The organism is Xanthocytophaga agilis (genome assembly GCF_030068605.1).
Classification (GTDB): Bacteria; Bacteroidota; Bacteroidia; order Cytophagales; family 172606-1; genus Xanthocytophaga; species Xanthocytophaga agilis.
In genome coordinates, this window is sequence record NZ_JASJOU010000007.1 from 288,114 (window position 1) to 301,184 (window position 13,071).

Below are 13,071 nucleotides of genomic sequence, written 5' to 3' on the forward strand. Positions count from 1 at the left end.
TTTGACTATGGTAAATCTGGAATGGTACCGCACCTTTAAAGCGATATATAAAACCGGCACACTGAGTGGCGCTGCTGAAAGCCTGTTCATTTCTCAACCGGGAGTGAGTCTGCATCTGAGCTCGCTGGAAAGTTATATGGGATATAAGCTGTTTGAACGCACAGGCCGTAGAATGATACCAACCGAAAAAGGAAAGATCTTCTATAATTTTATCAATGAACCTCTGCAAAAGCTAGAAGAAGCAGAAAAAAACTTTCAGAAAAGTACAGAAAAGCATACACCTACAGTAAGTATCGGGATGTGTTTTGAAACATTTCAGATTACATTGGAGCAATATATTTCATCACTTCCCTTCAATGTCATTATCCGGTTCGGTGATTATCCTGAGATGCTGGATAATCTGGAAAAAGGAATACTTGATCTCATCATTACGCCCCAGCAAGGCTTGTCCTCTCAGATTGATCATGAAGCATTCTCATCTGAAACGATTGTACTTGTAGGCGGTGTGGATATAGACGATTTGCCTTTTCAGCACTTAGTCAAAAAGAAAGACAAACAAGGCATGCAGGATTGGCTCATACAACAGAAATGGTATGGAACCACAGGAGATATGGAACATCTGTTTCGTTTCTGGCAGCTAAATTTTAAAAAGCATCCGGATTTCAGACCCAATTACATTGTCCCTAACTTAAATTCCATTGTACGTTGTTTATCCGGAGGGAAAGGACTGGCTGTCATTCCTGACTTCCTTTGTCGGGAGGAAATCAGGAATGGGCAAATCAAGCTTATATGGGAGGGATCACCCAAACTAACCAATACGCTCTATTTTGCTACCCGCAAAAAAACAATGTATCAGGAAGAGATTGAGAGGATCAAACAGCTATTCAAAAGAGTAATGCTTCCTCTACAGAATGAAGGTGAGAATTAATATACAGGCTGGGCATTGTGCTGAAGCCTGTCAAACTTATTGGTAAGCCAAAGCAATAGCAATGTCTCAAAAATCAACGTAAAGGGAATTACAGACAAATTCTTTAAAAACAAAAGTATTGTCCATTCTGAAGCAGAGCTAACCAGAATACCACCTTCTTTCAATTTTAAATAAAAGCAGGTTTCATAAGCGGCTTGATCTATCAGATAGTTAAAAAACCAGGCAATAACCATAAACAATATTAAATTGAATACAAGGGATATCCATTGCTGTTTAAACTTTTGAACAGCGGTTCTCCATTGTTGCTTGCGATTGCCTTTGCTTGTAAAGAATCGTTTTATACGCAGCAGACCATTCTTTACATTGGCAAATCCTAATACATATATACATAAGAGAATACGGGCAGATTCGATTACAACCTCCAGCACGATATGCAACCATGTACTTATTGCACCAAATCCTCCCAATTGAATAACTCTGCCAAAGGCAGCAATGAGGCTAAGACTGACGACTACCAGAAAATGTTTTCTGATAAAGTAGGCAGTGCTTTGTATCAAATTGAAACGATGAGATAGTGTAGCAGATAGATTCATAGGATTGTAGTTTATGAGTAAAAACCATAATTCACTACAAGATAAAAAGAAACACAGTTATCTACCTATAAAGATCTGAATATCTACATATTAATTCGAGCTTTTCATAAGTAGAACTTTGTTATTGAGAAACCACAATTTTCCTGTTGGCCCCAGTCCAAAAAAGTAGTCCCTATGCCCATGATAGCTTGTATCACTTTTATGCAACTCTTCTTTGGCTGTAGCATCCAGCCAGTCAAAATCAAACTCCTGATACCCATAACCCGGAGAAGTATATTCTATTGTATGATAGCGTTTTTGTAAACTATCAAATGTAACAGTATCAAAATACAAAACAGCCTGTAAATAACTATCTGAAGGCCCTGGTACAGACAGTCGTTCATTTTGCCCGGAGTTATCAATAAATGTGTACTGATACTTTACATGTACAGGCTTGAATACACTCAGATTAATCAACTTTGCCAGTTTTGCTTTAGTTGTATCGAGTGTTGTCTGCACATTTGTCTTTGCAGCATTTGTATCCTTAGTTTCCTGCTGGCAACCAACAATCAAAAGTATGAACCCAATAAAGATTGCCACCATACATTTTGCCATAGTATAAAGTTGTCTGAATAGTTTTACTCTGAGTCTAATTCATCATAAAAACTGGATTTCCTAAACTTGCGAATAAAATATTCACGAGTGGCATGTTCACCATTTTTGATGCCAGATGCATCTAATTGAATAGATGTACCAAACAAAGTCATTGTAGCTACTCCTGAATAAAAAATAATTGTATCTGTTCTTTCAGCATTATCTGATGTAGCAAAATGTGTACTGTAAAAATAAGAAGGCAAGGTGTCCAAAAAAAATTGCATAGATTGCTCCGCTTTCTGCAAACTATCTGCAATAGCTTTGGGTGTAAATAACTTTTTTATCACCCGAACACTTATCTCATCATGGCGATTCAGACATTCGGGAAGTAATAGCTCCAATACCTGTTTATACTGGCTTAAACCTTCATAACAACTCGCATATAGAAAATCATATTCATTCTTCTGCATCCAAAAGTATGTTCCACAGGTATAACTAACCGGATATTTTTTAATAGCATCTTCCAGATACTGATAGGCTTCCTTAAATTTTTTTTGTTTCAAACAAATCTTTGTTAGAATAATAGCGGCATCATTTCTATGATCTGCAGTAAAGCTACCATAAGCCCTGATAGTAGTATCTCCAATAATACCCGCTGAGTAATAATGTATGCCAATATAATATGGATCAGAAGAATGAATAACTTTCAGACACAATTTCTCTGCTTCTTCCAGCCTGTCTTCCGCCCACAATGCATATATGAGTTGACTATATCTCTGATCATTGAGTGAATCTGGTTCTTTATGAAGCAAGTAGTTATACTTTCGACAAACTTTCTTTGTTTCTTTACTCGGAGATTGTGATAAATAATCAAAGGGCATTTGAAAATCCCATGAGGAGGAAGTTGTATTTATGTCCACACTAAAAGGTGGTGATTCTTCAATAACTTTTAAAGAAAAAGAAAGCGAATCCTGACTATATACGGGAGCAAGATGACACCATAAACAGACTAGAATAACTAATCGTAAGCGATACATAAAAACAGGAAAGTGGATAAGGCAATTATCCATATAAAAATAGTAGATCCCAAAATACTTAAACAATAGTAGTATTAAGATGAAATATATTATTTTCCAATATGTTAAAAAACTAACTTCATCTTTGTTACTATCAATCTTTTTACTAGCTTAGCTAACAGGTTCTGTTTCTGATCTGTCGACAGAAATATTACTGCTGATATTTCACCTGTTTACACACAACTCCTTTCAAAAAGTATACTGATTTCATCATTTTACAAATGAATGCTTTATGAAAAGGATTTTACTTTTTTCTATTCTCTCTATCATTGTACTATCCTGTAAGAATACAGAACCTGATCCAATTGCTAGCGCTGATTTTTTTCCTCTTCAGGTAGGTAATTACTGGAAAGTAGATGACAACGACTATCTGGAAATTACGAATACAAAAGTCATTGATGGACATACATACTACCAGATCTATACAAAATCTCCCCTAGGAGGAGAAGGAAACCTTTATATCAGAATTGACAAAGATCTCAATCTGATACAGGCCTATGAAAATGCACCTGGCTACAGTAAAACCATTGCTAACTTTAGAATGAAACAAGGCAAAAAGATTGCGGACACTCCGGAAAAACCGACTGTTATTGAGCGAGATAATGACAAAATAACATTCCGTTATCTATGTGTAATTTGTGGCAGACCAAATGCAATGTTTGATATTAGTTTCCATAAAGGCAAAGGCATTCTATCCAGAAATTCTCTTTTCCGGGGATATTTTGAAAATAATCCGCCTTTCACTGAAATCCGGATTAACGGGCAGGTATACAAACTGTAGTTGTGTTAGATAAACACCTTACTCTCTGCTTTTTTCAGGTTCCTTTGTAATTGCCCGATTCCAGATAGTGTGACAGTCTGCATTCTTACAGGCAGGCAGACATGTTGTCTGGAATTGTTATTTTGTAGAGGTTGTCTGTGCGATTGAACTAGGGAAACTATCCGTGGAGATAAATGCACTTTGGTATTAAACGGACTAACAACCTGATTTACAGCTATAGTACTCTCTTCTTTTTTAGCTAGCTGCACCACTTTGAAAGCATTAAAATCAGCTTCTTCCTGCTGTTCGATCTGTTCAAACTTTTTCCATGTCTCATACGCGGCCTGAATACGGACTGTCACATCATCCCGTTTGACTTCTTTGAGGATATACTTAGCTGTGTTGTCTTTGTCTTTTTTCTTCTCCACTACAGCCAGGTGGTATTCATTGCGTTTATACTGGGCATTGACTTCTTTAAATTCTTTTTCCGCTTTTTTGAGTTGCTTATTGCGTTCTTTAGATTCTGGTTGGGCTTCCAGTTTGGCTTTTCGCTGGATTGCATGTGCCAGTAACACAACAAGAAGGGCTTGAGTGGCAAGAGATTGCTCTTCATCCTGCTGGATTTGTCTGATTCGTTTCTTCATGTGATGAAGCTGCTCATTCAAACGAGCTTCATACGCTCTCAGGCGATAGTATTCAGATCTGTATTTGCGGATACTAGTTGAATTAGTATGATATTTTGACATAGGGATGCTTCGATTTAGAGTTGTAATTTTATACCCTAAAGATACCCAACTTCAAAGCAGCATCCAAAAATATTCAAACTACGCTCAGAGCTCACTATCAAGCAATTACAGACATTTTAAAAAATATTTTTTACTTGTTTTACTTAGTAAAGAAGCCTGTCCTTTTGAAGAGGGCAGGCTTCTACTATTCTACTCAAAAGAGTTGCTCTTAAGACTCGTTATACACACCAAACTCAGCAATGGATGGAGCACTTTCGTAGGATTGAATAACAATCCGGACTTTGCTTCCCTGTACTTTAGTAAAGCGGTGTAGTTTTACCCGACCTTGGGTTTCACCTTCAAATAATGGTTTCCAGGTACCGTTTGCCCAGTATTCCAGTTTGTATTTTTTGATGTTAGGTTTACGTTCAAATACAGTTATAGTGGTAAATGCCTGAGAAGTTTTCAGATCAACTTCATACCAGGGCTCTTTTATCTCTGGGTTAGACTGCCAGGAGCTCTGAAAATCATCGTCATTGGCAAAATCCATGATATCCATATCATAACTCCAGCTGGAATTGGATGGCTTGTTTTTTGCCAGATTGGAAGAAATAATAGGTGCTCCTGTAGCTTTAATTTTACCAACAGATCCCTGATTTATCCAGATCTTTCCTATTTCTTTTAGGGCAGTCAGTGCATTTTCATCAAACAATCCCTCACGGTTGGGGGCTACATTCAGGATAAAGTTGCAGTTAGCTTTATTTAATGGCTCCAGTGTCTCACTTACCAGCTTGGCAGGATCTTTCACAGCTGTTGTCGGGAAGTTTGTTTTCCAGAACCAGGAGCTTTGCAATGGTAAACAAGCCAGTGCAGGCATTTCATTTTTGTCACCTGACAAATGTTGTCCGGCTCCCATCTCATACGTCTTGATATCTGTATAATACAAGCCATCAGCAGGATACTTTGCCCCATTCAGATCCATCAGAATACAATTGGGCTGAAGCTTTTTCACCAGCTTATAAATCTGTTCAAATGAGATTTCATCATAGGATATCCGTGACCAGGGAGCATCCCATCCATCAATAATCAGAGCTTCAATATCTCCGTATTTAGTTAACAGTTCTGTTAATTGAGCCTTTATAAATTCTGTATGTTTCGGCTCTATTTCATTGGGACGTATTTTATGATGTGTATCCAATATGGAATAATACAACATCACCTTTATTCCATTTTTACGAAAGGCATCTACATATTCCTTTACTACATCTTTTTTATAGGGACTTTTCATCACACTATAGTCTGTAGTCTTTGTATCCCAGATACAAAAGCCACTATGATGTTTGGTTGTCAGGCAGCCATACGACATATGGGCATCTTTGGCAGCTTTTGCCCACTGATTGGCATCCAGCTTTGTGGGATTAAACAGAGAAGCGGGTGCTTCCGGATCAGGCCAGTCCTGGTTATAATAGGTAGGCATACCAAAATGGATAAACATACCAAAACGCAGATCTACAAAGGTTTGCTGAAGTTCGGCTAATGAACGTTGTGGTTTTGTCTGTCCATTTACTTTCAATAAAATACTGCTAATGAAAAAAAGAAGGATGAAAATAGAATTTTGTTTCATTGGATAAATAAATAGTTTGTATGATGGTGCGACGTCCCAAGATACTAGAATCTCTACAAACAGACTTACTCATTATATAAAGTTTTGCGAAAAGAAGTTATTACAGAATCATGCAGAAAACAATATTCTCTTCTACAAATACAATCTTCTAACATAGAGAACCAAATAAATAGTAACTTCCAGTCTACAACCAACTCATTTTTAGACACTTAAAAAATAGTTAAAATATTTTCAACTATTCCTGTAACATTTCGGTGTCCGTGTTCCCTAAATGAAAAACAAAACAAACACAGACATGAAAAAAATAACACTCACACTTATTCTATCTTTTTTTACAGCTATTGGTATTAGTAGCTTAGCCCAAAATACTTCTCCATTTCAGGTAACTGTTACAGGTAAAGGCAAACAAGCCATCTTATTTATTCCAGGGTATTCCTGTTCCGGAGATGTATGGAAAGAAACAATTCAGCAGTTAGGTCCCAATTACACCTCACATGTATTCACCTTTGCGGGCTTTGCAGGTATAGCCCCTCAAGCTAACCCAAGCCTGAACGAATGGGTACAGGCAATAGGACACTATATACAAACACAAAAGTTGAACAAGCCTATTGTGGTTGGTCACAGTCTGGGAGGTGTTGCAGCCATGTGGTTAGCTTCTGAGTATCCGGATAAAATAGGCAAACTGGTAGTAGTAGATGCCCTACCTTGTCTGACAGCGATTTACAATTCAAACTTCCAAAGCCAACCCACTCCGGATTGTAGTGCCTTTATTCAGCAATTTGAAAAAATGGACCCGCAAACCTTCAAAACGACCCAATATACCACCATGCGATCTATGGTAGCAGATACCTCAAAACTGGAAACTGTAGTACAATGGAGCATAAAATCAGATAAGGCCACATTAGGCAAAATCTATTGCGACTTCTCCAATACCGACATGCGAGAAAAGATTGCAGCCATCACCTGCCCTTCATTGATCTTACTGGAAGCCGGCTTCAAAGCCTATCAGGACACAATGAATTCCCAATATAAGAACCTAAAAACAGCACGAATCGAATACTCCACTAAAGGTCTCCACTTCATCATGTACGACGACAAAGACTGGTACTATAACCAACTCCGCACATTTCTAAGCCAGAGCAACTTCTAGAGGAAAAATTATTTTTAACAACTACTTGTTGTAGTCCTCAAAAGGCTATATGCGACAAAAAGAGTTAAGATGAAGTCAATCGTGGAAGGTAGTGTGGGTAGAGTCTTTTTCTATGAGGCTGGTCTTTATCTTGTACCATAACTTTTCTGGAAATGAGGTCTGTAAATAAAGAAAGAATATTCTTTTTGCCCTCATGAAAGCACCATGCACCCTCTGTCCTCCTGAAAGGATCTCGCGACAAATAGAGCCATGTTCGCTTTATGAGAGACAAATAAACTCCAGTTGGAAATGCCGCCGGTCTTGTCACGAGATCCTTTCAGGAGGACAAAAAATGAAAATCTTTCCCTATCACCCTCAAGAGTGAAAAAGTTATGGAACAAGATAAGGGTTGGACATGCAAACAGAAGTATTGAGGAAAGTGCTCTTTTGGTTATCACACAGTGTTTTGACACAAAAGCAGCAAGCTGTAGGAAGAAAAATGAAAGGGGCTACGAAAGACTAAAATGAACCAAGATGTTGAGAGCTTATTTTCTAAAAACGTTACCAAACACCACACTATTCAAATTATTGTACATTAGCCAATGCTAACGATCCATCATGACCTTCGAAGAAATCTATACCCAGTATTCACCTAAAGTATACCGCCTGTGTATGGGTTATGTCAATGACCCGGATCAGGCCAAGGATCTGGTGCAGGATACATTTATTCAGGTATGGGACTATTTACCCGGCTTTCGGAACGAATCAGGTGTTGGTACATGGGTATTTACCATTGCTACCAATACCTGCTTACGACAACTAAAAAAAGAAAAAAAGCAATCTCGGACAGAAATGCCTCTGCAACTGGAAGAAAAACCAGCAGATACCATGGATGAACAAGTTGCTTTTCTGTATAAATGTATTGCTTCACTGGAAGAGAACGAACGTTTGATTATCTCATTGGTACTCGAAGAGGTTCCTCAGAAGCAGATTGCCGATATTATTGGCATCTCCGAAGGAAACATTCGGGTACGTATTCACCGGATCAAAGAAAAACTCAGCTCAATCATGAAATACCATGGACAACTTTGATGATTTAAAGAAGCTCTGGCAGCAAATGCCTGCTTCAGATCTTCCCTCAGCACAAGAAATGAATCAGAAAGTACATACCTATCAACGAAAAATGAAACAGAAATATATTATCTCCATAGCCTATCTGGCAGCCACGTTTATCTTTATCGGCATTATTGGGTATTTTATTGAGCCTGTCTATGCTACCACCCGAATAGGTGTAGTGATTATCATGGGAGGCATTGTGATGGTTATTATATCTCAAAGTAAACTTATCTCCCTACTTTCCAATGAAAAGTCTGAAGTAACCGATAGCCGTCAGTATTTACAACAAATGATCGTATATCAAAAAAACCTGCAACGTATACAAACTACCACTATGTCGTTCTATTTTCTGCTGCTTAGTATAGGTCTTGGATTGTATATGTTTGAATTTATTATGCGAATGGGCATGATTCCCCGTATCATAACAGCATCCGTAACAGCGATATGGATTGCCTTTAACTGGTTTTATATTCGTCCGAAGCAGATTGCGAAACACCAATCCAAAACCAATGAAATGATTACTCAGTTGGAAAAGGTTTGCGGACAATTTGAATAGCATGGTAGTAGGAATATAGTCAGAATTGTAATCCTTTGTTACACCCTAAACTTGTAGCATTTACTCAAATACTTTGCATATTTGTGCTTTACAATTCTGACTATATTCTATCCTGACTATGTACAAACTAAGTTTACTTATTTGCGTAGTGGCTTTTGTAGCCTGTACGTCAAACCCAAAAGAAACAAACACACAAACAGATTCAACGACTGTTACAACTTCATCAACAGACTCAGCGGCAGTAACTAACCCCAAGTTGTCAGAATATGTACAGTATCTGGCAAATCTAAATGACTCGACAGCTGAATCGGCTACAAAGGCTGCACAAAAGTTTCAGGAAATTTTCAAAGGATCATCTCCTGCTCTTTGTGATTCAGCATTCGTGTTCTTCAATACCTTTTATGAAAAATTAGGTACCCGATTAGATGAAGTCCACGCATCCGACACTACCAATTACGATTCACTGATTGTAGACCCCACAGCCAAGCCTGTACCTCTGTCTGCAAAGTTGACTGCCTATAATCAGAAGTTAACTCAGAATGGATTTCAGGTGGCAATGACCGAAGGAACAACCTACATCAAACAAGACCGAGAACTGATTGCAAAATGGTTTTACGCAATGGTTTCTCCAACCATGAAGTCTTATCTGACCCAATTAAATAAAGAAAATAAGGAAGGATTTGCCGAAGATGCAGGCATTAATATTCCTATTACCTCACTAGCCGACCGGGTTATCTGGTGGGAAAAGTTCAACCAGACAAATCCTAACTTTGTATTTGCAGAAAGAAGCAAGGATCTCTATCAAAACTACTTGTTTTACCTTCTTAAAGGGATGGACAACACGGCTTCTTACTACCAGGATGAGGCTGGTAAAGTTGCTCCTGATCAAGAGTTTATGAATGCATATACATACGTATTGTCTAAACATCCCAATACAGAAACAGCAAAATTGGTCAAACCTTTTCAGGCTGCCCTTGCTCAACATGATGTTAAAAAAGCGGAAAGTCTTCTGAAACAATATCAGGATCAAAAAATCATTCAATAAAAGAATTAGGTAGATTATAATCCGGGTTACGTATTTCGTTTGATGCCGGTAGAGAATGTAAAATCCAGACAATAGTACAAAAGAAAGGGCTGAGGATCAGCCCTTTCTTTTTGTACTATTGTTGAACATTTTTCTTTAACAAAGGCCTCAGCGATGCTCCGGATAAGGAGATATCGGCACTATCACCTACAATCGGATCGATTGTTTTGAATGGAATATCATCTGCTTTAAAACTACTTCTATCCTTAAGGGTCAATTTTAAATGGTTAATATAGGATTGGGTAGCGCCTTTCTCTTCCTCTTGATAATCCATATTCAAATCACAACTACTACTATCAGATTCTTCTATTATTAAATTATCAATCTGATTCTCCAATACATTCAAACTGGAAGACCCCTTTAACTTTACAATCAAGTCAGACACTTTGAACTTATTCATAGATCCATCAATGTTTTGTAACTCAAAAGAATACATAGAAGGACACCTAATGATTAATCGTCTTCCATCATGGATATTCAGACTATCCGGTATTTTCTCAAATTTCACTAACAATGTATCACCCTTGAAGTTAATTTTGGCAAATTCACTTATATCCTGAAAAGAAGAGATTTCATAATCAGGAGCAAACTCAACTGAGATCCTACTATCAAAATTAGCGTCTGTACCATCTACTTTGAGATATTTAAACGCTTCTTTACTCAAAGTGCGGTATTCATCTGCCTCTATTTTTTCACTCTTTATCTTATCATACTTTGCTTTAAGAATAAAATTAGAGGTTAGCATTCCTGCAAATAATACTCCTATAAAGCCAAGTAATAGTTTATTGCTTGTTTTCATTGTCAAACCAGATAAGTGTTTTTACTTTTTAAAGTTTTCCTCTTTGTACTTTTCAAACTGCATTTCCAATTCTTCTACTTCAATATTAAGCAGATACATATTCCGAAAAAGAACTGGTAACTCATGCTGTACAAACTGCTCCTTGCGGTAGACAAGGATAGCATGCTCTGCATCTTCGTTTACGAAATAGCCAATACCCCGTTTATTTTGAATAATATCCCGGCTTTGCAGAAAATCATAAGCTCTGGTCACCGTATTGGGGTTCACCTGCAACTCAACTGCAAGTTCTCTAATGGACAAAATCCGATCATTGGGCAGCCACTTCTTCAGCAAAATATTCTCACATATATAATCTGCTATCTGCACATAGATCGCTTGTTGTTCCCTGAATTCCATATCTTAAATAATCTAATTTGCGTGTCTTAATTTTAATTACAACTCCTTCTCTGCAACTTTCAGATAGGTTATAAACCATAAAAAAGGCGTCACACAGTATTTAGCAATAAATTCTATTACATGGGTGATAGAATCCGGCATCCGGGCCGTTATATAACTATGTCTCAGTAAATGAAAAGGAATAGCAGTTACTGATTCTTCTCCTATCAAAATTCTACCCATTGCATAATTACTAAACGTAAACAGTGCCACTAGCAACAATCCACTTATCGCCGTTTTAATAAAACTAAATCGCTCAAACCATACAGATCCCAGCAGAAAAACAGCCTGTATAAAGAAGTAAGGAAAAAAGATGTAATAGAATTCTTTCTCTGACTGAAAAAAATTCAATACCTGAATACGGCTATTATAGAATTTAGAATGTCTTACTAGTTCGTCTGCATTATAACTCTGGCTTACCTTAACAAACGGAATAGCAACAGCATAAAAGATAAGAGAATATATAATGACAAAACCTATAGTCGCATAAAGCCATAAAGACAAAAACTTTTCCAGTGATGATCCAGGTAACGTTAGAAACAGGATTCCTTTAGGTTTTTGCGAGAAGTCATTGAATATATAGCTGGTAAAAATAGTACCACACAGAAACAATCCGGCAGAATAGTATCCGATCTGGAATGTGTCTTCAATCTTTCCATCTTCGGTATAAAAGACTAACAGAAATATGAGAATAGTAAAACCAGCTATTATTCCCATCCCCATCAGATATATGCGGTAATTTTCAATCCAGTGTTTTCGTAGTAATAATCCTAATCTTTTAAAACTTAACATAGTATGAGATTTTTGTAGTGTATGGGTATATACTACCCTTTTGAGTGCATGCAAACAGTTATCCTTTATAAAACCGACTAAAGTCTATGTATCCGGCAATGGTGATGACTACAAAGTAACCTAGACTGTATAATTCATGAGAGGCCAATACCTTAACGGACTTATCTGATGAAAAAATAGTATACATTGTAAAGGTATAGGGATAGTAAATTGCATATTCCCATCTTTTAAACAGAATAGTTGCCGTAACAATACAGATCAGCCCTACTCCAATTGCAGCAATCATATTTTTTAGACGGATACTTAACCAGTAATGAATTGCCAGCATAGCTAATGTTGAGACAAAAGACCGAAATGCTAGTTTTAGCAGTCCATCCAATGCCAACGTCTGATCCAGAAAACCAAGCTTAGGTCTGAGTATGCCTAATACTACGCCAGCAGCCAGTAGAAAGACAATGAACAACACATAGGTCAATACAGTAAGTGTAAGGATGATTGACAGCTTATTGACATATATTGACAATCGGGAAACCGGAAGGGTTAACAAGTATTTCCAGGTATTGGACTTGTGCTCAATATTCATTACCAGACTGCAAAGTAGTACTACAAAAAAGGGAATGAAGAAAAAAGACACTCCCTGAAAATTGGCAAAAGAAAACTGATTCCAGGAATTTGCGCCTTTCTGAGGAACGAAAGTCTCCCATTTGGTTAGATATACTACAAACATCAATGCGGGCATAAACCCTGCTCCCAGACAAGCCAGCCACAATGCAAATGTATTTTTGGATTTAATAAGTTCGGTTTGATAGACAGTGCCAAGTGTTGCCATAAAATGATCTGTTTAGATTGTTTGCAATAGTTTCATAGTTGTAGTAGCAGGT

General features: G+C 37.4%; 15 protein-coding genes. 6 read left to right on the forward strand and 9 right to left on the reverse strand.

The window, feature by feature from the left end; translation table 11 throughout:
* The first annotated feature begins 7 nt into the window (after positions 1–7).
* Positions 8–928 (forward strand): LysR family transcriptional regulator, encoded by a 921-nt coding sequence (locus QNI22_RS20995; RefSeq protein WP_314513704.1) that lies wholly within the window; start codon positions 8–10, stop codon positions 926–928.
* On the opposite strand, the gene QNI22_RS21000 is transcribed toward QNI22_RS20995, so the two are convergent.
* From QNI22_RS21000 to QNI22_RS21010, 3 genes are all read right to left on the reverse strand, one after another.
* Positions 925–1,521 carry a hypothetical protein gene (locus tag QNI22_RS21000; RefSeq protein WP_314513706.1) on the reverse strand — a complete coding sequence of 199 codons (597 nt, stop codon included), beginning with the start codon at positions 1,519–1,521 and terminating at the stop codon, positions 925–927. The two genes, QNI22_RS20995 and QNI22_RS21000, sit on opposite strands and share 4 nt — an antisense overlap.
* A 90-nt stretch (positions 1,522–1,611) precedes the next feature.
* The gene (locus QNI22_RS21005; protein WP_314513708.1) at positions 1,612–2,115 is read right to left on the reverse strand and encodes a hypothetical protein; all 504 of its coding nucleotides are present in this window, start codon (positions 2,113–2,115) and stop codon (positions 1,612–1,614) included.
* A gap of 23 nt (positions 2,116–2,138) precedes the next feature.
* Complete coding sequence (locus QNI22_RS21010; RefSeq protein ID WP_314513710.1) at positions 2,139–3,164, reverse strand: tetratricopeptide repeat protein; 1,026 nt, start codon at positions 3,162–3,164, stop codon at positions 2,139–2,141.
* 238 nt (positions 3,165–3,402) lie between these two features.
* Here QNI22_RS21010 and QNI22_RS21015 point away from each other — a divergent pair, with 238 nt between their 5' ends.
* Positions 3,403–3,951, forward strand: coding sequence for a hypothetical protein (locus QNI22_RS21015; protein ID WP_314513711.1), 549 nt, complete (start codon positions 3,403–3,405; stop codon positions 3,949–3,951).
* A 5-nt stretch (positions 3,952–3,956) separates the two neighbouring features.
* On the opposite strand, the gene QNI22_RS21020 is transcribed toward QNI22_RS21015, so the two are convergent.
* Complete coding sequence (locus QNI22_RS21020) at positions 3,957–4,676, reverse strand: hypothetical protein (RefSeq protein ID WP_314513712.1); 720 nt, start codon at positions 4,674–4,676, stop codon at positions 3,957–3,959.
* 208 nt (positions 4,677–4,884) lie between these two features.
* Entirely contained in the window at positions 4,885–6,279 is a 1,395-nt protein-coding gene (locus QNI22_RS21025; protein WP_314513713.1) for an alpha-L-fucosidase, read from the reverse strand.
* Between the two features lie 295 nt (positions 6,280–6,574).
* On the opposite strand from QNI22_RS21025, the gene QNI22_RS21030 reads away from it, so the two are divergent.
* The 4 genes from QNI22_RS21030 (at position 6,575) to QNI22_RS21045 (ending at position 10,125) form a co-directional block, all read left to right on the forward strand.
* On the forward strand, positions 6,575–7,429 hold the full coding sequence (locus tag QNI22_RS21030; RefSeq protein WP_314513714.1) for an alpha/beta fold hydrolase: 855 nt from the start codon (positions 6,575–6,577) through the stop codon (positions 7,427–7,429).
* 597 nt (positions 7,430–8,026) lie between these two features.
* Positions 8,027–8,500: an RNA polymerase sigma factor gene (locus QNI22_RS21035; RefSeq protein WP_314513716.1), complete on the forward strand. Its 474-nt coding sequence runs from the start codon at positions 8,027–8,029 to the stop codon at positions 8,498–8,500.
* Positions 8,487–9,080 carry a hypothetical protein gene (locus QNI22_RS21040; protein ID WP_314513717.1) on the forward strand — a complete coding sequence of 198 codons (594 nt, stop codon included), beginning with the start codon at positions 8,487–8,489 and terminating at the stop codon, positions 9,078–9,080. Before QNI22_RS21035 ends, QNI22_RS21040 begins: the two co-directional genes overlap by 14 nt.
* Positions 9,081–9,198: 118 nt before the next feature.
* A complete protein-coding gene (locus QNI22_RS21045; protein WP_314513720.1) occupies positions 9,199–10,125 on the forward strand; it encodes a hypothetical protein in 927 nt (308 codons plus the stop codon).
* Between the two features lie 115 nt (positions 10,126–10,240).
* Here the strand turns inward: QNI22_RS21045 and QNI22_RS21050 are convergent, their stop codons facing one another.
* From QNI22_RS21050 to QNI22_RS21065, 4 genes are read right to left on the reverse strand one after another with little or no spacing between them, the layout of a single operon-like run.
* The gene (locus QNI22_RS21050) at positions 10,241–10,963 is read right to left on the reverse strand and encodes a hypothetical protein (protein WP_314513723.1); all 723 of its coding nucleotides are present in this window, start codon (positions 10,961–10,963) and stop codon (positions 10,241–10,243) included.
* 21 nt (positions 10,964–10,984) lie between these two features.
* Positions 10,985–11,359 (reverse strand): GntR family transcriptional regulator, encoded by a 375-nt coding sequence (locus tag QNI22_RS21055; RefSeq protein ID WP_314513727.1) that lies wholly within the window; start codon positions 11,357–11,359, stop codon positions 10,985–10,987.
* A 36-nt stretch (positions 11,360–11,395) separates the two neighbouring features.
* Positions 11,396–12,190, reverse strand: a complete 795-nt coding sequence (locus QNI22_RS21060) for a hypothetical protein (protein ID WP_314513729.1) — start codon at positions 12,188–12,190, stop codon at positions 11,396–11,398.
* A gap of 58 nt (positions 12,191–12,248) precedes the next feature.
* Positions 12,249–13,019 carry an ABC transporter permease gene (locus QNI22_RS21065; RefSeq protein WP_314513733.1) on the reverse strand — a complete coding sequence of 257 codons (771 nt, stop codon included), beginning with the start codon at positions 13,017–13,019 and terminating at the stop codon, positions 12,249–12,251.
* Between the last annotated feature and the right edge of the window lie 52 nt (positions 13,020–13,071).